This is a genomic window from Saccharopolyspora karakumensis, from assembly GCF_004349225.1.
In the GTDB taxonomy this organism is placed as follows: domain Bacteria; phylum Actinomycetota; class Actinomycetes; order Mycobacteriales; family Pseudonocardiaceae; genus Saccharopolyspora; species Saccharopolyspora endophytica.
The window spans coordinates 63,687-84,713 of record NZ_SMLA01000012.1; the positions used below are offsets into that span (position 1 = coordinate 63,687).

At 69.2% G+C, this 21,027-nt stretch carries 21 protein-coding genes; 15 read left to right on the forward strand and 6 right to left on the reverse strand.

Going from position 1 to position 21,027, the window contains the following annotated elements; genetic code table 11:
- Positions 1-369 precede the first annotated feature (369 nt).
- Positions 370-1,380, forward strand: coding sequence for a TerC/Alx family metal homeostasis membrane protein (locus E1202_RS11245; RefSeq protein ID WP_132682855.1), 1,011 nt, complete (start codon positions 370-372; stop codon positions 1,378-1,380).
- A 310-nt stretch (positions 1,381-1,690) separates the two neighbouring features.
- Here E1202_RS11245 and E1202_RS11250 read toward each other — a convergent pair whose 3' ends face one another.
- Positions 1,691-2,110 (reverse strand): hypothetical protein, encoded by a 420-nt coding sequence (locus E1202_RS11250; RefSeq protein ID WP_132682751.1) that lies wholly within the window; start codon positions 2,108-2,110, stop codon positions 1,691-1,693.
- A 195-nt stretch (positions 2,111-2,305) separates the two neighbouring features.
- Between E1202_RS11250 and E1202_RS11255 the strand changes: the two genes are divergently transcribed.
- On the forward strand, positions 2,306-2,896 hold the full coding sequence (locus E1202_RS11255; RefSeq protein WP_132682753.1) for a TetR/AcrR family transcriptional regulator: 591 nt from the start codon (positions 2,306-2,308) through the stop codon (positions 2,894-2,896).
- 112 nt (positions 2,897-3,008) lie between these two features.
- Here E1202_RS11255 and E1202_RS11260 read toward each other — a convergent pair whose 3' ends face one another.
- The 4 genes from E1202_RS11260 to E1202_RS11275 form a co-directional block, all read right to left on the reverse strand.
- Positions 3,009-3,362: an ArsR/SmtB family transcription factor gene (locus E1202_RS11260; protein ID WP_132682755.1), complete on the reverse strand. Its 354-nt coding sequence runs from the start codon at positions 3,360-3,362 to the stop codon at positions 3,009-3,011.
- Positions 3,363-3,415: 53 nt separating this feature from the next.
- The gene (locus E1202_RS11265; protein WP_132682756.1) at positions 3,416-4,480 is read right to left on the reverse strand and encodes a cation diffusion facilitator family transporter; all 1,065 of its coding nucleotides are present in this window, start codon (positions 4,478-4,480) and stop codon (positions 3,416-3,418) included.
- Positions 4,481-4,851: 371 nt separating this feature from the next.
- Entirely contained in the window at positions 4,852-5,619 is a 768-nt protein-coding gene (locus E1202_RS11270) for an SDR family NAD(P)-dependent oxidoreductase (RefSeq protein WP_132682758.1), read from the reverse strand.
- A 181-nt stretch (positions 5,620-5,800) separates the two neighbouring features.
- Entirely contained in the window at positions 5,801-6,259 is a 459-nt protein-coding gene (locus tag E1202_RS11275) for a MarR family winged helix-turn-helix transcriptional regulator (protein WP_207918558.1), read from the reverse strand.
- 224 nt (positions 6,260-6,483) lie between these two features.
- Between E1202_RS11275 and E1202_RS11280 the strand changes: the two genes are divergently transcribed.
- From E1202_RS11280 to E1202_RS11335, 12 genes are all read left to right on the forward strand, one after another.
- Positions 6,484-7,350 (forward strand): fumarylacetoacetate hydrolase family protein, encoded by an 867-nt coding sequence (locus E1202_RS11280; RefSeq protein WP_132682760.1) that lies wholly within the window; start codon positions 6,484-6,486, stop codon positions 7,348-7,350.
- Positions 7,351-7,370: 20 nt separating this feature from the next.
- Positions 7,371-8,291, forward strand: coding sequence for a VOC family protein (locus tag E1202_RS11285; RefSeq protein ID WP_132682761.1), 921 nt, complete (start codon positions 7,371-7,373; stop codon positions 8,289-8,291).
- Positions 8,292-8,357: 66 nt separating this feature from the next.
- Positions 8,358-10,196, forward strand: coding sequence for an FAD-dependent oxidoreductase (locus E1202_RS11290; protein ID WP_132682763.1), 1,839 nt, complete (start codon positions 8,358-8,360; stop codon positions 10,194-10,196).
- A 4-nt stretch (positions 10,197-10,200) separates the two neighbouring features.
- Positions 10,201-10,638, forward strand: a complete 438-nt coding sequence (locus tag E1202_RS11295) for a nuclear transport factor 2 family protein (RefSeq protein ID WP_132682765.1) — start codon at positions 10,201-10,203, stop codon at positions 10,636-10,638.
- Between the two features lie 161 nt (positions 10,639-10,799).
- Positions 10,800-11,465 carry a hydrolase gene (locus E1202_RS11300; RefSeq protein WP_132682766.1) on the forward strand — a complete coding sequence of 222 codons (666 nt, stop codon included), beginning with the start codon at positions 10,800-10,802 and terminating at the stop codon, positions 11,463-11,465.
- Positions 11,466-11,593: 128 nt separating this feature from the next.
- Positions 11,594-12,553: a quinone oxidoreductase family protein gene (locus E1202_RS11305; RefSeq protein WP_132682768.1), complete on the forward strand. Its 960-nt coding sequence runs from the start codon at positions 11,594-11,596 to the stop codon at positions 12,551-12,553.
- Positions 12,554-12,595: 42 nt separating this feature from the next.
- Positions 12,596-13,498: an MBL fold metallo-hydrolase gene (locus E1202_RS11310; protein ID WP_132682769.1), complete on the forward strand. Its 903-nt coding sequence runs from the start codon at positions 12,596-12,598 to the stop codon at positions 13,496-13,498.
- A 52-nt stretch (positions 13,499-13,550) separates the two neighbouring features.
- Positions 13,551-14,261, forward strand: coding sequence for a GntR family transcriptional regulator (locus E1202_RS11315; RefSeq protein ID WP_132682771.1), 711 nt, complete (start codon positions 13,551-13,553; stop codon positions 14,259-14,261).
- A 47-nt stretch (positions 14,262-14,308) separates the two neighbouring features.
- Complete coding sequence (locus E1202_RS11320; protein WP_132682772.1) at positions 14,309-14,935, forward strand: hydrolase; 627 nt, start codon at positions 14,309-14,311, stop codon at positions 14,933-14,935.
- A 233-nt stretch (positions 14,936-15,168) separates the two neighbouring features.
- On the forward strand, positions 15,169-16,449 hold the full coding sequence (locus tag E1202_RS11325; protein ID WP_132682774.1) for an MFS transporter: 1,281 nt from the start codon (positions 15,169-15,171) through the stop codon (positions 16,447-16,449).
- 14 nt (positions 16,450-16,463) lie between these two features.
- Positions 16,464-17,543 carry an NAD(P)-dependent alcohol dehydrogenase gene (locus tag E1202_RS11330; RefSeq protein ID WP_207918559.1) on the forward strand — a complete coding sequence of 360 codons (1,080 nt, stop codon included), beginning with the start codon at positions 16,464-16,466 and terminating at the stop codon, positions 17,541-17,543.
- A 2-nt stretch (positions 17,544-17,545) separates the two neighbouring features.
- Positions 17,546-18,445, forward strand: a complete 900-nt coding sequence (locus tag E1202_RS11335) for a helix-turn-helix domain-containing protein (protein ID WP_132682776.1) — start codon at positions 17,546-17,548, stop codon at positions 18,443-18,445.
- 18 nt (positions 18,446-18,463) lie between these two features.
- Here the strand turns inward: E1202_RS11335 and E1202_RS11340 are convergent, their stop codons facing one another.
- The gene (locus tag E1202_RS11340; protein WP_132682777.1) at positions 18,464-19,231 is read right to left on the reverse strand and encodes a FadR/GntR family transcriptional regulator; all 768 of its coding nucleotides are present in this window, start codon (positions 19,229-19,231) and stop codon (positions 18,464-18,466) included.
- A 115-nt stretch (positions 19,232-19,346) separates the two neighbouring features.
- Between E1202_RS11340 and E1202_RS11345 the strand changes: the two genes are divergently transcribed.
- Positions 19,347-21,017, forward strand: a complete 1,671-nt coding sequence (locus E1202_RS11345; protein WP_132682779.1) for an L-lactate permease — start codon at positions 19,347-19,349, stop codon at positions 21,015-21,017.
- Positions 21,018-21,027 lie beyond the last annotated feature (10 nt).

The following is a 21,027-nucleotide window of genomic DNA, read 5'->3' on the forward strand; positions in this document are numbered from 1 at the left end:
GTCCCGTCATCTACCGAGGTTCGATGCCCACACCCCATTAGAGGCGCGAACGCCACTGCGCGCATCGACCCGACACTCGGACGAGCGACATGCGCAGCATCAGCATTCCTGCGCGACTCTCGCGATCAAGCGCTCCGATGTGCGGTGGCAGTTTTGTGAGCCGGTAGAGGTGCTGGTGACCGTTCCCGTCAGGACGCTCGGGTGGGGCTGGTGTGAATCCGTCACGCTTTCGGATGGCAGGCTCACCGAGGGCGGCTGATACTGCGGGTGGAGGGGAGTACTTCCCAAGGCCTGCCTGGTCAGGACGGACATCCGCTGGTGTCCCCGGGAGGCCGCCCCGGGCGGGCGAAGGAGACCTCGGACGTGACGATGTTCGAGGAGACTCCCGTGTTCGTTCTCGCCGCTGCGTCGGATTCGATCGGCTCACCCTTGTTGTGGGCCTCCAGCATCGCCGGACTGGTCGTCCTGGTGGTCGCGGACTTCATGGTCACCCGCCGCCCGCACGCGGTCTCGATGCGTGAGGCCGTGGGCTGGTCGGTGTTCTACCTCGCGCTGCCGCTGGTGTTCGGCCTGGCGCTGTGGGCGGTCTTCGGCGGTGTCCAGGCCGTTGAGTTCATCACGGGATTCGTGGTGGAGAAGTCCTTGTCGGTGGACAACCTGTTTGTGTTCATGCTGTTGCTGGCCGGCTTCGCCGTACCGGCGGACGTGCAGCAGCGCGTGCTGCTTTTCGGGATCGTCGGCGCGCTGGTGCTGCGTGGTGTCTTCATCGCCGCCGGTGCTGCCCTGCTGCAGGCCGGTACCTGGGCGTTTCTGGTGTTCGGAGGAATCCTCTTCGTCACCGCGGTCAAGATCATGCACGAAGCGCTCACCGGGGCCGAGTACGCACGCGACGTGTCGCAAATGCGCTCGGTACGACTTCTGCGGTGGGCGATGCCGGTCACCGATGATTACCACGGAACCCGGTTGACGGTCCGCGAGGGCGGACGGCGAGCCCTGACCCCGTTCACGATCGTGGTCGTCGCGGTGTTCGCCACCGATGTGGTCTTCGCCGTCGATTCCGTTCCCGCGGTCTACGGGGTCACCGACGACCCGTACCTGGTGTTCGCGACCAACGCGTTCGCCCTGCTGGGTCTTCGCGCCCTGTACTTCGTGCTCCACGCCGCCCTGGCCAAGCTCACCTACCTCAACCACGGCCTCGCGATCATCCTCGCGTTCATCGGCGCAAAACTGGTGCTGCACTGGGCCCACGGAATCTGGCCCGCAGTACCCGAGATTCCGACCCCGATCTCCCTCGGCGTCATCGTGCTGGTCTTGGCGACCGTCACGCTGACGAGCCTGCGCGTCCGCAGCGACGCCGAGAAACCCGCACCCGGGAGCTGACCATGCTCACCGAAACCCTCGCCGAACTCGGCGCGACCGCACTCATCCTGGCGGCGCTGGTGATCACCTGCGCCGTCCTCCTGGACGCCCGCCCGCCAAGAGGGCCCCACAGGTGACACGCACCTCGTGCCAAGCTTGATCTTGGCGACGAGGCGGTCCGAAGGCTGACCGAGCTGTCCCACGAACACGTGGGCGGGGACGCCCGTTGGTGTCCCGCCCACGTCGTGGGATCACATGTACAGGGCGCGGCTCAAGCGGACGAGGGAGAAGAGGGCGCGATCGACGAGCTTCAGGTTCGGGTTCTGCCCGTTCACCCCGCCAGGAGACCGATTCCCAGGGTGGCCACGCCCGCGCCGAGTGAGAGCGAGCCCAGCCAGACCAGCCAGATCAACCTGTTCGGTTGCGTCACCTCGCCGCGTCCCATCGACGAGAAGAAGAATCCGGCGGAGATGAGCGCTGCCGACGCGGGGACTCCGATCCGGGCGATCCACCCCCACGCGCCCTGCATGCCGGCCAGGTCGGTGAGCACCAGCGTCACCAGGCTCAACGTGACGAGCGCTCCGGCGTGCGCGTGACCGGCCCGCGCGAAGTCCTTCTGGAACGCGGTCATCGGCACCTTGCCGCGGACCACCTGGGTCATGAACCACCCGCCGAACTCGATCCCCACGATTGTCAGCAGCACGAATCCGGCGATGTAGCGCGACGCGTCGGTGAGTTCCAGACCTTGCACAACTGCTCCTCGGGGTTGGGCGACAGCGTTGCGCGGCTGGGCGCCACCTCGTGCTGCCGTGCGGGTACCAGAGTTTTGTAACAGCTTTATGTAACAACGTTTCGATTGATTGGTCAACACGCGCAGCCTCTTTGGGGGCGACAGGGGTGGAGCGCAGGCAGCGTTGCGAAACGGCGTTGGGTTACAGTCCTGCTGATGGGACGGAAGAAGGTGTACGACGAGACGCTTCGCCTGCGGCTGCTCGATCGCGCGGGTGAGCTCTTGACCGAGGGCGGGAGCGACGCCCTCAGCCTGCGCGATCTCGCCAAGTCCGCAGGTACCTCGACCAGCGCGGTGTACTCGCTGTTCGGCGGCAAGCCCGATCTGCTGCGCGCGCTCTACATCGAGGGGTTCCGCCGGTTGAGCCGGCGACTTCGGTCTGTGGACCCGGACCCCGACCCGGTCGAGGAGCTCGTGCAGCTGGCCCACGCGTACCGCTCCAGCGCGCTGGCCGACCCGAACTACTACCGGGCCATCTTCGGTCGTGGTCACGACGACCAGGACCAGGAGGTCGCCACTGCGGGCGCCGGCGCCTTCGGGCCGTTGCTGGAGGCCGTGCAACGCGGCATCAGCGCGGGCAAGCTCGTCGACGAAGATCCCATGGCGATCGCCTCGGCGTTGTGGGCGCTGGTGCACGGTCTCGTCACGCTGGAGCTGAGCGACTTGCTCCGGCACGAGGCGGAAGGCTTCGACTACGCCGCGCGAGCGGCACTGCGCGGATGGCGGACGGACACCGCTGCGCGGTGAGGTTCCTCGTCGCGTCCACAGTGGAACCGCCGAGAGCGGCGACCGGAAGATCGGGTTCTTCGCGAACGGCGGCGCACGGCCGGTCGAGCGCCGTTGTCGTCGGGGCTGGGGTTCAGTCGTGGTCCGCGGTGCCGGTGAGGTGGTGGTCGGCGGCTTCCACGGCTTCGGCCAGCAGGCGGCGGACGTGCCCGCCCCTCGCCGCGTAGACGGCTCGGCGTCCCTCGCGCCTGAGGGAGACGAGGCCCGCGAGGCGCAACTTCGCCAGGTGCTGCGAGACGGCGGGGCGGGCGGCGCCGATCTTGTTGGCCAGGCTGGTGACGTCGTGCTCGGATCCGCACAGCAGCCACAGCATCCGCACGCGGGTCGGGTCGGACAACATCCTGAACGCGGTCGCGGCCGCCTCGACGTGGTCCGGGTCGGGAAGGTCCCGCCACATCTCCGCAGCGGAGTCCTCGTGTGCGTACATGGGCACGCATGTTGCCGCACGTCGGAGGTGCAGGGCAATCCGAGCTCCGGCTCCTATCCCATGGCGGCTGTTGGTCGGTGGTGGCGCAGGGCGTCGTGGTCGGCGTCGCCGTGCTGTCCGTGCGGGTGGGCGTGGATGAGCGCCCGGGACAGGCGGGGCAGCGCGTGGAGCAGGCGGTGCTCGGCGTCGTGGGCGATGGTGTGCGCCTGGGACAGCGTGAGGTCGTGGTCGACGTCGAGTTCGGCTTCCGCGGTGAGGGAGTGGCCGATCCATCGCATGCGGACCCCGGTGACCGCCCGAACGCCGTCGGTACCGGCGAGGGTCGACTCGGCCTGGTCGATGAGCCGCGGATCGATCGCGTCGAGCAACCGGGCGAAGACCTCCTTGGCCGCGCCCCACAGGACCGAGGCGATCGCCACCGTGATCGCCAGGCCGACGACCGGATCGGCCCACTGCCAGCCCATCCACGCCCCGCCGGCGGACAGGAGCACGGCCAGGCTCGTGAACCCGTCGGTCCGCGCGTGCAGCCCGTCGGCGACCAGGGCGGCGGAGCCGATCCTGCGGCCGACGGTGATCCGGTAGCGGGCCACGATCTCGTTGCCGGCGAATCCGACCAGTCCCGCCGCGGCCACCCAGCCGATGTTGCTCATCTCCCGGGGCTCGATCAAGCGGTGGAGCGCTTCCCAGCCCGCGTACGCGGCCGAGGCCGCCATGATCACCAGGATGATGAGACCGGCGATGTCCTCGGCGCGTCCGAGCCCGTAGGTGAACCGCCGCGTCGCCGCCCGGCGTCCCAGCGCGAACGCGACCGCCAGGGGCACCGCGGTCAGCGCATCCGCGAAGTTGTGCAGGGCGTCGCCCAGCAGTGCGACCGATCCGGTGAAGCTGACGATGACCACCTGGAAGACGGCGGTGACCATCAGCCCCGCGAAGGAGATCCACAGCGCGCGCATGCCCTGCCTGCTGGCCTCGAGGGTGTTGTCGACGATCTCGGTGCTGTCGTGGCTGTGCGGCATGACCGCGTGCTTGAACCGCGCCCACAGCCGCGAAAGCCGCGTTCCCCCGTGGCCATGCCCGTGCCCATGCCCGTGGTCGTGAGTGGGGGAAGGCTGACTCATCGCGACTCCTACCTCGTGGCGGGTTGCCTCCACGATATGTGCTCAGGTGCGCACGCGACAACGTCGCAGCTGCCCATCCGAGGCAACTGAGAGCCGGAGGCGTTCGCCAGGAGGTGGCCGAATGCCGGTGCCACTGCCAAGGCGTGGCCGGCGGGTGAGGAGGTGGGGTAGGGGCAGCCTCGACCGCAACGGTGATGTGATCATTTTCAACGGCGTGCACGGCCCGTGCTGCTGATCTGCAGCCCACCGCGGCGGGGAAGGGCAGGCGCCCTGGAAGTCGAGCTGGAGACGCTCGCGCCCGAGAATGAGAACGGCCCGGTCGGGTGCGTGCACGTTGACCTGGTGGAGCCGGTTCGTCCCGCGTGCTCGGGTCAGTGCGCGGTTTGGCCTCCGTCGATCGGGTAGACCGCTCCGTTGATGAACGGCGACAGGTCGGAGGCGAGGAAGAGCACCAGACCGGCGATCTCCTCGGGTTCGGAGACGCGCTGCTGCGGCGAGTATCCCATCACCGTGGTTCGCATCTCCGGATCGTTCATCCAGCCCTCGATCATCCCGGTGCGCACGAGTCCCGGGGCGATGGCGTTGACGCGGATGCCCTGCGTCGCGTAGTCGAGCGCCGCGGCCTTGGTGAGCCCGACGACGCCGTGCTTGGCGGCCACGTAGGGCGACATCCCCGGATCCGCGATGAGACCGGCCACCGACGAGGTGTTGATGATCGAACCGCCACCGCCGGCGAGCATGGCGCGGATCTCGTGCCGCATCGAGTAGAAGACGCCGGAGAGGTCCACGGCGATCGTGCGCTCCCAGTCCTCGTCGGTCTGGTCGGCGAGCGCGCCGGTGGGCGGCAAGGTCCCGGCGTTGTTGAAAGCGGCGTCGAGCCCGCCGAACCTGGACACCGTCTTCTCGACGAGGCGAGCCACCTCCTCGTCCTTCGCCACGTCGGTCCGCAGGTGGAACGCCGCGCCGCCTGCCTGCTCGATCTCCCGTGCGAGCTCGTGGCCCGCCTCCTCGTCGCGGCTGCCGATCGCGACGGAGGCGCCCGCCTGCCCGAAGGCGAGAGCCGTCGCGCGGCCGATCCCGGTGGATCCGCCCGTGATCAGAACCGCCCGGCCGGTGAAGTCGAACTTTCCCTGCGTCACCTCGCCACCTCCTCAGCTCCTCCCGCGCGGGTTCGCGCGGCCGTCCCGATGCCGGGACGTTCGATGCGCATGCAAGCAAACCGCGAGGAGCGGCAGTTTATTCCGGCGCTCGTGGCCAGGAGTGCGGAGCCGCTGGAGTCCGCTGACGATCAGAAGCGCCGTGGTGCGGGCTGACCAGGCGTCAGGAGTCCTTCGCCACCTTCTCCAGGCGGGAGAAGATGTCGTAGAGCGTGTCGAGTTCGGCCTTGGTCAGGTGGTCGGCGAACGCGCGCTTGGCCGCTGCGGCGTTGGTGCGCGCGGCCTTGCGGCGGAGGTTCTTGCCCTCCGCGGTCAGCTCGACCTCCACGCCGCGCAGGTCGTTCACCGAGCTGGTGCGCTGGACCAGGCCGCGCTGCTCCAGGCGCGTGACGAGGCGGCTCAGGGCGCTCTGGCTCAGGATGACCTGCTCCCTGAGGTCGTTGAACCGGATGCCCTGAGGCGGGATGTTGATCAGCGTGTCGAACTCGGTGCTCGACAGGGCGTGCGCACTCGCGAGGTCCCGCTCGATCTCCTGGAGCACCGACTGGTGGACCTCCATCAACGAGCGCCACACGGCCACCTTGTAGCGCGTGGATGCTTCCTGCTCGGGCGCCTCGCTCATCGCCACAGGGTACTAGATGCAACTGCATGCATCCAGAGGCCGTGGCCTGCGCATCCGAGTGGCTCCACCGGCCGCCGGGTCGCCCCCACCGGCTTGACCTGGGACCTGGGTGCGCGGTGAGCCCTCGGGAGACCAACTTTCGAAAGTCTGTTGACGGTTCGAATGTGGCCGGGTACACAGTTGAGGAGAACGATGCACGTGCAACGAGAACGAGGAGGTCGGCCATGCGGCTGGCTAACGTGGATGGACGATTGAGCCTGGTCAAGGGCGCTGACACGATGGTGGACGTGCACACGGCCAGCGCCGGTCTGTTCGACCCCGACGTGGCTGACGCCTTCCAGCGGTGGGACGAGCTGGTCGAGTGGGCCGGTTCGCTCGACCTCGCAGCGCTGCCGGGCGAGCCGGTGGAACCAGCTCGGCTCGGCAATCCCGCGCCGCAGCCGCGCCAGGTGTTCGCGATCGGCCTGAACTACGTCGAGCACGCCGCCGAGTCGAAGCTCGACGTGCCCGACAGCCCGACCGTGTTCACGAAGTTCGCCTCGTCGCTGACCGGTCCCAACGGCGACGTCGTCCTGCCCGAGGGGGACGTCGACTGGGAGGTGGAGCTCGTCGCCGTCATCGGCCGGTACGCCGACAACGTCGCCGAGGAGCAGGCGTGGTCGCACGTCGCGGGCTTGACCGTTGGGCAGGACCTCTCCGAGCGACGCCTGCAGCTGTCCGGTCCCGCTCCGCAGTTCAGCCTGGGCAAGTCGCACCGCGGGTTCGGGCCGATCGGCCCGGTGCTGGTGACGCCGGACGAGTTCCCCGACAAGGACGACCTCGAACTGGGGTGCTCGATCAACGGTGAGCAGGTGCAGAAGGGCCGCACCTCCGCCATGGTCTTCCCGGTTCCCGCCCTGATCGCGCGCCTGTCGGCGGTGACGCCGCTGCTGCCCGGCGACGTGATCTTCACCGGTACGCCCTCGGGCGTGGGCCTCGGGCGGACTCCGCAGCGATTCCTGTCCGCAGGCGATGAGCTGGTCAGCTACATCACCGGAATCGGTGAGATGCGGCAGCGGATGGTCCCCAACCCGGCGAAGGCCGGTGCCTAGCCGAGAGGAGCGTGGCAACGATGCCATTGCACAGGCTGAACTCACTCACGGTCGGCGTGCCCAACGTCGCCCAAACCCGTTCCTACTACGATGATTTCGGACTGACCCGGGGTGCGGAGGGCTGGTTCCACACCCGCGACGGCGGAGCCCAGCTGAAGATCGTCGAAGCTCCCACGCGCCGCTTGCTCGAACTGAGCATCGGGGTGGACGACCACGACGACCTGGACCGGATAGCCAGGGGAGTCGAGCGACTCGGAATCGCGGTCCTGCGGGGCGAGAACTCCGTCACCGCGCGCGAACCCGTGGCGGGATTCGAGATCACCGCGCGCATCGCAGCCCGAATCGCCCAGGAGGAACTACCGCCCACACCGTACAACGGTCCCGGGCGCATCGAACGCTCCGGACGCGCGCCGGGCGTGCTGCGCGAAGGCGGCGTCGCACCGCGCAAGCTCGGCCACGTGGTCGTGGGCACCACCGACCACGAAACGACCATGCGGCTGTTCGTCGAGGGCCTCGGGTTCAAGGTCAGCGACTACATCAAGGATCACGGCGCCTTCCTGCGGTGTTCGACCGACCACCACAACGTGCTCGTGATGGCGGCACCGGTGAACTTCCTGCACCACACGTCCTGGCAGGTCGACGACGTGGACGAGGTCGGCCGCGGGGCGCAGGCGATGCTGGAGGACAACCCCGACCGGCACGTGTGGGGGCTGGGTCGTCACCACGCCGGCTCGAACTTCTTCTGGTACCTCAAGGACCCGGCCGGCAACTTCTCCGAGTACTACTCGGACATGGACTGCATCGTCGACGACCAGTTGTGGACCCCGGAGACGCTGGAAGGTGCCAGAGGGTTGTTCAACTGGGGGCCTCCGCCTCCGCCGTCCTTCCTCCACCCGGAGGACCTGGCCGCACTGATGACCGGTGCTCACCAAGCCGGCTGACGAGCCGCCGCCACCCCGCCACACGCTTCCGCCGAAGCACCACCGGAGGTCTGTCCCATGTCCCCGATGAACACCGCCGAATTCGACGCCGACGTGCTCGTCATCGGTGCCGGCCCGGCCGGGCTCACCGCCTCGGCACTGCTGGCCGAGCACGGGATCAACGCCATCACCATCTCGAAGCACGCGGGCACGGCGCACTCGCCGCGCGCGCACATCACCAACCAGCGCACCATGGAGGTCTTCCGGGACCTCGGGATCGAGGAGCGGGTCGAGGAACTCGCCGTCCCGAACGAGCTCATGGGCAACAACGTCTGGGCGACCAGCTTCGCCGGGCGCGAGCTCGCGCGTCTGATGACGTGGGGCAGCGGTGTCGATCGCAAAGCCGATTACGACCGCGCCAGCCCGTGTTCGATGTGCAACATCCCGCAGCACGTCCTGGAACCGGTGATCCTCGAAGCGGCTCGGGAGCGCGACGCCGCGATCCGGTTCGACACCGAGCTCGTCGAGATCTCCCAGGACGAGAACGGCGTGACCGGCCTCGTCCGCCGCCGGAGCACCGGAGCCGAGTACACGATCAGGTCCCGGTACGCCATCGCGGCCGATGGCGGCGGCGGCACGACGGCCAAGCAGCTCGGCTTCGAGTTCGACGGCGAGGAAGGTCTCGGGTGCGCGGTCAACGTGTGGCTGGAAGCCGACCTGAGCCGCTACACCCGGCATCGTCCGGGAACGCTGTACTGGATCTGCCAGCCGGGCAACGACTACTGGGTCGGATCGGGCACGTTCATCTGCGTCAAGCCCTGGACCGAGTGGGTCATGCTCTACATGTACGACCCGGCCGACGGCGAGCCCGACCTCTCCGAGGAGGCCGTGACCGAGCGCGCTCACGCCACCATCGGCGACCGGGACGTCGCGGTGCGCATCAAGCAGGTCAGCCAGTGGCAGATCAACCACCTGATCAGCAGGCAATACCGGGAGGGCCGGGTCTTCCTCGCCGGGGATGCCGCGCACCGCCACCCGCCGGCCAACGGGCTGGGGACGAACACGTCGGTGCAGGACTCCTACAACCTCGTCTGGAAGATCGCCGCCGTGCTGCGCGGTGAGGCGGGGGAGGACCTGCTGGACACCTACCACGCCGAGCGGCACCCGGTGGGCCGCCAGGTCGTCGACCGGGCGATGAAGAGCGTCCAGGACATGCGTCCGCTCTCCCAGGCGTTCGGGTTCGCCCCCGGCCAGAGCGCGGAGGACGGTTGGCGCAGCCTCGACGAACTGCAGTCGGACACGCCGACCGGACGGCAGCGCCGCGAGGCGCTCGCCGAAGCGGTCGCGCTGCAGAACTACCAGTTCAACGCGCACGGGGTCGAGCTCGGCCAGCACTACACCTCGACCGCGATCGTCGACGACGGCACGTCTCTCCCGCCGCGCCACGAGGATCCCGAGCTCTACCACCAGCCCAGCACTCATCCCGGATCACCCATCCCGCACGCGTGGTTGCAGCGCGGGAACCAGAGGGCTTCCACTGTGGACATCGTTGGTGGCGGACGGTTCGCGCTCATCGCCGGAATCGGTGGTGCGCCGTGGATCGACGCCGCGAGCGCCGTGGCGGACGAGATGTCGATCGGGCTGGTCGGCCACCGCATCGGGTACGGCTGCGAGTACGACGACCTCTTCGGTGAGTGGTCCCGCCTGCGCGAGGTGGGGGACCGCGGATGCGTCCTGGTGCGCCCGGACCGGCACATCGCCTGGCGCAGCCACGATCTCGTGGCCGACCCCGTCAGCACCCTCCGGAACGTCGTGCGCCAGCTCCTGTCCCTGCCGCGGGAAGCCGGTGCCGCCGAAAGCCCCGACTCCGTCGCCGTGCTCACGCGCTCACGCGCTGACTCGAATTTCCCACGCTGCGAGGTGTGACGAGATGACCCATCACGATGACCCGTCCGGTGATCGCACCGCGGTCGCCGAGGCGTACTTCAAGAAGATGGACGCCGGGCAGGACTTCCTGCCGCTGTTCGCCGAAGACTCCTACGTCTACTTCCCCAAACACGCTCCGGCACGCGGGATCGAGGAGGTCCGGGCGCTGTTCGCGGACGTCTTCGAGCTGTTCGGCTCGATCGTCCACGAGGTCCCCTACTTCAACTACATCACCGAAGGCGACCGCGTGGTGGTCGAGGGCGTCACGCACGGCGAGCTCGCGGACGGGACGCCCTGGCGCGCGACGGAAGGGCTCGGCGGCCGCTTCTGCAACGTCTTCGAGATCAGGGACGGCAAGATCCACCGGCTGCACATCTACATCGATCCCGACTACGGGGATCAGGACACGGGCCGCTACCCGTGGCTCAAGCGCTCCTCCTGAGTCCCGGGGGTACCGGCGGGCCTGCAGAAGGGCGCTTGAAGCGGAGTTCACCCCACCACTTCCCGATGCGTGTCGCCAGTCACGAAACCCCTTGGAATAACCGGGAACGGCCCAATGTTTTGATGCATGCACATGGAACTACTCCGAGGTTGGAGATGGTGATGGCGAAGGAAGCGAACGAGCTGGCTCGCCCGGCGAGCAGCCTGTTGACACCGGATGACTCGGTGCTGATCCTCATCGACCACCAGTCGCAGATGGCCTTCTCCGTGCAGAGCACGACCATCGCGGAGGTCGCCGACAACACCGCGCAGCTGGCCGCGTCGGCACGGCTGTTCGGGGTGCCCACCCTGCTGACCACGGTCGCGGAGTCCTTCAGCGGACCGGTGTTCGAGAAGGTCACCGCGGAGTTGGACGACGACGTCGTGCGCAACCGCGTCGAGAGGACGACGGTCAACGCCTGGGAGGACCCGCGGGTGGTCGACTGGGTGTTGAGCACGGGCCGGAAGAAGATCGTGATCGCCGGTCTGTGGACCGAGGTGTGCGTGGCGTTCCCGGTCCTGTCGGCCATCGAAGCCGGATTCGAGGTGTACTTCGTCGAGGACGCGAGCGGTGGTGTGTCCGAGACGGCGCACCGCGCCTCCGTCGACAGGATGGTGCAGGCCGGTGGCGTCCCGGTGACGTCGGCACAGTACCTGTACGAGCTGCACCGCGACTGGGCGAACGCCGACAAGTACAACGACGTCATCGCGATCGCCAAGAAGTACCAGGGCGTGTTCGGCGTCGGCATCGAATACCACCAGGACAAGGCCGCCCGCGGGGCGGAGTGAACGTCCGCAGGTGGAAACGGTGAGCCGCTGGAGCCACCCGTCGTGGCTCCAGCGGCTCACCCTCCGCGGAACCTCGCGATGAAGGCGCCGAGACCGTCCGCGATCAGAGTGGAGTCCGAGGGGAGCTGATGGCAGTGCTAGCCGCCGTGGTCCGGGAACTGGGGTCCGAGCCGGTCGTCGAGGAGTTCGCGGACCCGGCTCCGGAAATGGGCGCCGCCGACGTCGTCGCGGCTGCCTTGAACCCCGTCGACCTGGCCGTCGTGAACGGGCAGATTCCCTTCAGGCGCCTCACGCCGCCGTTCGTGGCGGGCCTCGAAGGAGTGGCCCGGTTGCAGGACGGCGGTCACCGCTACTTCTTCGCCCCGGAGCCGCCTTTCGGCTCCTTCGCGGAGTCGGTGCCGCTGGCCGGGGCCGAGATGTCGGCCGCTGTGCCTGCGGGCCTCGATCCGGACGTGGCGGCTGCGCTCGGCGTCTCCGGGCTGGCCGCGCATCTCTCGCTCACCGCCACCGGTGGCTTGGTCGGCGGGGAGGACGTGCTGATCCTCGGGGCCGACGGTCAGGTCGGGCGCGTGGCGGTCCAGCTGGCCAGGGCGTTGGGCGCCGGCCGGGTGATCGGCGTCGTTCGCGACGACGGCAGCCGCCGAGTGCCGCTGGCGCTGGGCGCCGACGCGGCGGTGTCGTCGACGGACGTGGACGGCCTCGCGGAACGGCTCCAGGCGGAGGCTCCGGACGGGGTGGACCTGATCCTCGACCTCGTGTGGGGGCCGGTCGTCGGACCGTCCCTCGCGGTGGCCCGGCGGAACGCCCGGGTCGTTCAGATCGGCAACTCCGGTGGTCCGGACGCGACGCTGAACGCCCCCTCGTTCCGGAACAGGGGAGTGCGGTTCCTGCCGCACTCGAACTTCCTGTTCACCGCCGCAGACCGCGCCGCCGCGTTCGAGGAGCTCGCCGCCCGCGCCGCCCAGGGCGAGGTCGAGGTCGAGGTGGAGCGGGTTCCGCTGACCGGAGCTGCGGAAGCTCACCGACGCCTCGTCGCCGGAGCGGCCAAGCGAAAGCTGGTGCTCACCACGACGTCCGGCACGGATTGAACCGAACCACTTCACCCGCGGAACACCCTGGAAAGGCGCGTCATGCCGACCTTCGCGCGAACCCACGTGCAGCCCGATCACATCACCGATCTCACCGCAGGCTTCCTGACGCGTGAGGTGGCTCCCGGCGTGTTCGTGCTGACCAACGGCAACTACCAATCCCTGTTCTTCACCACCGGCGAGGGCGTCGTGCTGGTCGACGCGCCCGAGCCGCTCGTGCGCTTCATCGAGCCGGCGGTCGCCGACGTCACCGACGAGCCGATCACCACCTTGGTCTACTCCCACGGGCACTCGGACCACATCGGAGGCGCCCACCTGGTCGGTTCCGGTGACTTGGAGATCATCGCCGAGAAGAGCACGGCCGAGTTCGTCGAGTCCAAGCAGGACCCGCGTCGCCCGGTGCCCACCTGGACCTTCGAGACCGATCAGACGATCCGGAAGGGCTTCCGGACGTTCCAGCTGATCCGCGAGGGATTCCACTCCGCCGAAGGCGACGTGGTGGTCTACCTGCCGGACGAGAAGGTCATGGTCGCCATCGACCTGATCGGTCCGGGCTGGGTGCCGCTGCACGCGTTCGACATCACCGAGAACATGTACCGCTACCTCGGCGCCTTCGACCGATTGCTGGCCTACGACTTCGACGCGTTCATCTCCGGCCACACCGCCGACGTGGCGCGGCGCTACGACGTCGAGATCACCGAGGAGTACACCTTCGACGTGTACGAGACGGTCAAGCGCATCCACGGCGAGCTCAACTTCGAGGAACTGCTCGCCGAAGATCGGGACAACGAGCAGGCCGGCATCAAGAAGATCATCGATGTCACCACGGAGCGCGCCACCGAGGAGCTCAAGTCGCGCTGGCTCGACGGCCCGATGAAGGGCGTCGAGCTGTGGACCGAGAGCCACAGCCTCGCGATGGTCCTCTACGTGAGGTGGACCGACTGACGGCAAAGATTCGAAAGTTTGCTGAAGAATCGTAACGTGGTAGGTTCCGAATGTGGTCAAGAACGGTGGATCGACGCGAACCGAGGGCGTCTACCAGCGGCTTCGCGCCGACATCCTGGGCGGGCGGTTCACGCCGGGGGAGCGGTTGAAGTTCCCGGAGCTGTCCGAGCGGTGCGGGGCCAGCGTCGGTGCGTGCCGCGAGGCGCTCACCAAGCTGGCCGCGGACGGACTGGTGACGACCCGGGCGCACCAGGGCTACATCGTCACGCCGCTGTCGCACGAGGACCTGGCGGACCTGGCCCGAGCGCGGGTCGAGGTCGAGTCGCTGGTGCTGCGGCTCTCGGTGCTCGACGGCGACATGCGCTGGGAGTCGCAGGCGGTGGCCGCGCACCACTCGCTGGCGCGGACTCCGTTCCACGGCCTCGGCGATCCCGACCGCCCCAGCGACGAGTGGTCGGCGGCCCACGCCGCGTTCCACACCGCATTGCTGGCCGGTTGTGGCAACCATCGGCTGCTGAACACCGCCCGGTCGTTGCGCCAGGAGGCCGAGCTCTACCTGCAGTGGTCGGTGTCGTTCGGCGGCGAACCTGATCGCGATCTCGACACCGAGCATCGGGAGATCCTGGAAGCGGCCATCGCGCGCGACGCCGATCGTGCGCAGGAGCTGCTCCGCGACCACATCGCCCACACCGCCCAGCTGCTCATCAGCTGCGCTCCCGACGAGCCCAACGGTGCGGCTCGGGGCATCGTGGATGACGCATGACCGGCTGGTGAACCGCCCACGCCGCAGCGACCTCAGGGGTGATCGACATGGCAGGCGTAACTCCCAAGCGGGCTGACGACCACCTGCTCACGCCGGACAACGCCGCGCTGGTGCTCATCGACTACCAGCCCGAGCAGGTCGGCACCGTCCGCTCGATCGGGCACGACGAGATGATGCTCAACATCACCGCCGTGGCCCGCGCGGCCCGGGCGTACGAGCTGCCGGTGGTGCTGAGCACCGTCGGCGTCGAGCTCGGCGTCAACACCGGCACCATCGCAGAGCTGCGCGACGCCTTGCCCGACACCGAGGAGGTCGACCGGACCACGCTGAACTCCTGGGAGGACGCGGACTTCCGCGCCGCGGTGGAGGCGACCGGCCGGAAGAAGATCATCATGACCGGCTTGTGGACCGAGGTGTGCGTGGCGTTCCCGACGCTGGACCTGCTCCGCGAGGGATACGACGTCTACCCGGTGGAGGACGCGATCGGCGGCATCAGCCGCAGCGCCCACGAGCAGGCCATGGTCCGCATGACCAACGCGGGCGCCCAACCGGTCACCGCCACCTCCCTGGTCGCCGAGCTGCAGCGCGACTGGGGCAGGCCGGGCGCCGACAAGCTCCGGAGCGTCTTGCGCTGGTACTTCCCGAAACTCGACGAGCTCGGCACCGCCCGCTGACGACCGGCCGTCCGCGCCGAATCGGAGCCATCCCCACCGCATGCTCGCGATGTGTGCTCCGGGCCGGGGGCGGATGCGGTGCGCGGCGCACGAAAGTATCAGTGCCAGGCGGTTTATCCGTCTAGTTCGGTTCGTCGCGCCGACATAGTTTGTGGACATCAGGCACCTCTGACGTGTGATCGCACCCACGTCAGGTGCTGCCCAATTGGTGTCCACAAAGGAGTGACTCCCGCATGTTCGGCATGCCGCGGCGCCTGCTGTTCGGCTACCTCGCCCTCGCCGTGTTCATGACCGGTGATGGTTTCGAGCTCACGTTCTTGTCCCGCTTCCTCGTCGAGAGCGGCTTCTCACCCACCCAGGCCGGGCTCGTCTTCACCGTGTACGGGCTGGTGGTCGCCTTCTCGGCGTGGACCACCGGCGTGCTGGCCGAAGTCGTCGGCGCCCGGCGCCTGATGGTGCTCGGCGGCGTCCTGTGGATGGTCCTGCACGCCCTTTTCCTGACGGTGGGATTGCAGAGCGTGGTCGGCACGATCCTGATCTACAGCCTGCGCGGGGTGGCCTACCCGCTGTTCATGTACTCGTTCGTCGTGCTCATCGCCCAGTCGGTCCACCCCAGCCGCCTGGCCTCGGCGATGGGCTGGTTCTGGGCCTCGTTCTCGCTGGGCATCGGCGTCATGGGCGCCTACGTGCCGAGCCTGCTGGTCCCCGTGATCGGCGAGTACGCCACGCTGTGGGCCTCGCTGATCTTCGTCGCGGCCGGAACAGCCATGTGCGCCTTCCTCGTCCCCGGTGCCCCGCCGGAGGCGGACCGCTCGCGGGAGCTCGCCCGCGAGGGCCGCGCTCGCGAGCTGCTGCGCGGGGTGACGATCCTGGTCGAGAACCGGCAGATCGCGCTGTCCGTGGTCATCCGGGTGCTGTGCAACCTGACGCTCTACGCGTTCCCGATGATGATGCCGCTCTACCTGACCACCGACGACGTCGGCGGCCAGGCGTGGTTCTCGTTGCCCGAGTGGATGACCCTGTGGGCGATCACCAACGCCATCACCATCGCCTCCAACATCATGTGGGGCCGGCTCGGGGACCGCTTCGGCTGGATGCGCCAGATGCGCTGGTACGGCTTCGGCGGCATGGCGATCGCGACCCTGGCCTTCGCCTACTTCCCGGTGTGGTTCGGAGCGAGCTTCGCGCTGATGATCGTCCCCGCCGTGCTCTTCGCGCTGTCGGTCACCGCCTTCGTGCCCATGGGCGCGATCTTCCCGGCGCTCGCGCCGGAGCACCGCGGAGCGGCGATCTCCGCCCACAACCTCGCCTCCGGGCTGACCACGTTCGCGGGCCCGGGCATCGCCACCGCGCTGCTGCCGGTGATCGGCCCGATCGGCGTGTGCTGGGCCTTCGCGGGCCTGATGGTGCTGGGCACCATCACCACGTTCTTCATCCACCCACCCCAGCCGGGCATCACCACCGAGACCGGCCGGATGCTCCCGCGCCGCGAGCGCCTGGCCAACGCCGCCTGAGAGGACCTGCGACGATGAACCCCACGACCGCCCCCACCCCGCAGGAGAAGACGATGGACGCCGTCGTCCTCGAACGCCCGCACGAGATCCAGATCCGCCCGGTCCCCGGCCTGGAGCAGGTCGGCCACGGCGAAGTGCGCATCGGCGTGCACACCGTCGGCATCTGCGGCAGCGACGTCCACTACTACACCCACGGGAGGATCGGGCCCTACGTCGTCGAAGCGCCGATGGTGCTCGGCCACGAGGCCTCCGGCACCGTCCTGGAGGTCGGCGAGGGCGTGACGCACCTGGCCGTCGGCGACCGGGTGTGCATGGAGCCGGGCATCCCGAACCCGCGTTCCCGCGCCTCGCGCCTGGGCATGTACAACGTCGACCCCGACGTGCGGTTCTGGGCCACCCCGCCGGTGGACGGCTGCCTGCAGCCGGAGGTCGTGCACCCGGCCGACTTCACCTACAAGCTGCCCGACCAGCTGTCCCTAGAGGAGGGCGCGCTCATCGAGCCCTTCGCGGTGACCGTCCACGCGGTGACCAAGGCGGGGATCTCGCCCGGTGACGTGGTCGCCGTCGCGGGTGCCGGGACGATCGGGGTGCTCACCGCCATCGCTGCCGCGGCCAGCGGTGCGTCCCGCGTGTACATCTCGGACGTCGCTGCGGAGAAGTTCGCCAAGATCGAGGCGTACCCGACGATCCACCCGGTCGACGCCACCCGGCAGGACCTGGCCGACGTGGTGCGCGAGGCCACCGACGGCTGGGGTGCGGACGTGGTGTTCGAGGCCAGCGGCAACCCGCGCGCCTTCGGCTCGCTGTGGGAGACCCCCGCCCCGGGCGGGACGGTCGTGCTGGTGGGCATCCCCGTGGATCCGGTGCCGCTGGACGTCGCCGCCGCGCAAGCCCGGGAACTGCGCATCGAGACGGTGTTCCGCTACGCCAACGCCTACCCGCGGGCCATCGAGCTGGCGGCTTCCCCGTCGGTAGATCTGGGCGACTTGATCAGCGCGACCTACCCGGTGGAAGAGGCCGTCGCCGCCTTCGAGCGCGGGGCGGAGGCGCGACCGGGCGACACCAAGATCCAGATCAGAGTGGCGGGAGCCTGACCGTGGGTGCCGCCGCGCGGAGCAGCACGGGCGAAACCGCCTCGCCGGTGCGGGAACTCGTGGTCCCGGACCCGTCGAGCTCCGTGCGGTGGCACCAGCACGACTGGCCGCACCCGCTGGCCCGCTGGCACCACCACCCCGAGGTGGAGGTCCACCTCGTCCGCGAGTCCTCCGGGACGATGATGATCGGTGACTACGTGGGTCCGTTCGGGCCCGGAAACCTGTGCCTCATCGGGTCCTTCCTCCCGCACAACTGGATCTCCCACCTCGACGACGACGAGCCGGTGCGCAACCGCGACGCCGTCCTGCAGCTCGACCAGGACCGGTTCTTCGCCGCCGCCGAGAACCTGCCGGAACTGGAGTCCCTGCGTCCGTTGCTGGACGACGCGGCGCGCGGCATCGAGTTCGGCGGCCGGTCGGCGGAGGAGGGCACGGCGGCCCTGGAAGCCGTCCAGGGCGCCTTCGGCCTGCGGCGCCTGGCCGCGGTCACCGAGCTGCTCAGCGTGCTCGCCGAGTCTCCCGAGTCCGACCGCCACTACCTCGACAGCCACGGCGGTTCCTACCGCCTGGACGTCGAGGAGACCGAGCTGTTCAACCGGGCGCTGAGCTACATCACCGACCACCTCGCGGACCGGTTGCTGCTCCGGGACGTGGCCGACGAGGTGGCCCTGAGCCGCGACGCCTTCTCCCGGTTGTTCTCCAAGGCCACCGGCGTCGGCTTCAGCCGCACCGTGAGCCGCATGCGCGTCACGGAGGCGTCCCGCCTGCTGCGCACCACGCGGCTGCCCGTCGCGGAGATCTGCTACCGGGTGGGCTTCACCAACCTGTCGAACTTCAACCGCCAGTTCCGCGCCGCCACCGGCACGACCCCGTCCCGCTACCGCCGGCTCAACCAGCACTGACCGAGCGGACCGCCGGGGTCAGCTGGAGAAGTAGCCTCCCCAGCCGTCCCGGTAGAAGCCGCGGATGTGCTTCTCGACGTGGTCCTGCGCCGCGGCGCCGTCGCCGGCTTCCAGCGCCTGGTGGATCGAGCGGTGATCGTTCCTGAGCCCGTCGGCAATCGGGTACCACGCGTCGCCCAGGTCCCGGAACGCGTTCAGCAGCGGCCGGCGCATGGATTCGCGGATCGCGATCGTCATGTCGGCGACGAGGCGGTTACCGCCCGCTTCGGCGATCGCGACGTGGAAATCGGTGTCCAGCTCGTTGAAGCGCTCGCGGTCGCAGTCCGGATCGTCCATGGCCTCGAGCAGCTCGCGCATCTCCTCCAGATCGGCCGGAGTGGCGCGCTCGGCGGCGTGCCGGGCGCTCTCGCGCTCCAACATCACCCGCGCGTCCACGACGTGCTGGATGGGGAAGTTGGCCAGCGCGACGTGCAGGCGCAGCAGCCGGTTCAGGGCGCTGCTGGGAGTGGCGGCCACGGTCGTCCCCGCGTCGGGTCCGGTGCCGACCGACATGCGCAGCGCGCCCTGCGCCTCCAGCGCGCGGAACGCCTCGCGGACCGCGCCCCGGCTCACGCCCAGCATCTGGGCCAGGTCGCGCTCGGCGGGCAGCCGATCGCCCACCTTCAGCTGGCCGGTCACGATCTGCTCTTCGACCCGTTCGATCACGAGCTCGTAGGTCCGCGCGCGCGCCACCGGGCGCCACGATCCGCCCGCGTGGGGATCGTCGTCGATCTCGCTCCCGGCCATCGGTGCCCCCGAAACCTTTACATCCCGTTCTGAGGCTCTTAGGGTACAGCCACCTTATGGTCCGACCACATAAAGGTCGACATTGGCGGTCTTGACTCAGAGAGGTGTCGCGCCTGTGTACCAACCGGATCTAGCGCCGATCGGCGGAAGCCTGGTGCTCTCGGCCGTGCTGGCCGCCCTGCCCCTCGTCACCGTGTTCGTGCTGCTCGGCGCATTCCGCGTGAAGGCCCACTGGGCGGCTCTGTCCGGGCTCGCGGCGGCGCTGGCCGTCGCCGTCGCCGCCTACGGGATGCCTGTCGGCATGGCGTTGTCCTCGGCCGGGCAGGGCGCCGCGTTCGGCCTGCTGCCGATCATGTGGATCGTCTTCACCGCGATCTGGCTCTACCAGCTCACGGTGACCAGCGGGCGCTTCGAGGACCTGCGCACGTGCTTCGGCATGATCTCGCCCGATCCTCGGATCCAGGCCGTGGTCATCGCCTTCTGCTTCGGCGGACTGCTCGAAGCCCTCGCCGGGTTCGGCGCACCCGTGGCGATCACCGGCATGATGCTGGTCGCGATCGGCTTCCCACCGCTGCGCGCCGCCGTCACCGTGCTGCTCGCCAACACCGCGCCGGTCGCCTTCGGCGCCCTGGCCACCCCGATCATCACCGCCGGTGAGCTGACCGGGATCCCCTACGAGCACATCGGTGCCGTCGTCGGACGGCAGACCCCGGTGCTGGCGCTGGTCGTGCCGTTCCTGCTCGTCCTCATCGTCGACGGACGTCGCGGCCTGCGGGAGACCTGGCAGGCAGCGGCGGCGACCGGCGTCGGTTTCGCCCTCGCCCAGTTCGTCTGCGCGAACTACATGTCGGTGCAGCTGACCGACATCGTGTCCTCCCTCGTCGGTGCCGTCGCGCTGGTGGTGCTCCTCCGCTTCTGGCGGCCCCGCGGCGGCGAAGCGGCGCACGAGCGCATCGGGCGCGCGACGCCGGCCGACGGTCCCGGAGACGGCGCTGCCGCCGCCACGCGGACGATCGTGTCCGAGCGGCAGCGGCTCAGCCCCGCCCGGACGGCGATGGCCCTGCTGCCCTACGTCCTCGTCGTGGTCGTGTTCTCGGTGGTCAAGCTGTGGGAACCGCTGGGCGACGCCCTGGACGCCACGACCGTGAAGATCCCGTGGCCCGGGCTGCACGGCGAGCTGCTGACCGCGTCCGGGGAGCCCTCCAGCACCACGGTTTTCAGCCTGAGCTGGCTGTCCTCGCCCGGAAGCCTGCTCCTGCTCTGCGGATTCGGCGTCGTGGCCGCCTACCGGATCCCGTTGCGCGCCGCCTTCTCCGACCTGGTCGGCACCGCGAAGTCGCTGCGGTGGTCGGCGCTCGCGGTCGTCTGCGTGCTCGCCCTCGCCTACGTCATGAACCAGTCCGGGCAGACCACCACGATCGGCACCGCCATGGCCGCCGCGGGCGCGGCGTTCGTCTTCCTGTCCCCGGTGCTGGGGTGGATCGGCGTCGCGGTGACGGGATCGGACACCAGCGCGAACGCGCTGTTCGCGGGGTTGCAGCAGGTGGCCGCGCAGAAGGTGGGCGTGGACCCGGCCCTGCTGGTGGCCGCCAACACCTCCGGCGGTGTGATGGGCAAGATGGTCAGCCCGCAGAACCTGAGCATCGCGGCGAGCGCGGTCGGCCTGGTCAACCAGGAGGCGACGCTGCTGCGGGTCACTCTGAAGTGGAGCTTGGGACTGCTGCTGGCGCTCTGCGTGCTCGTCTTCCTCCAGGCGACCGTGCTGGCCTGGATGCTGCCGCAGTAGCGGACCGCCC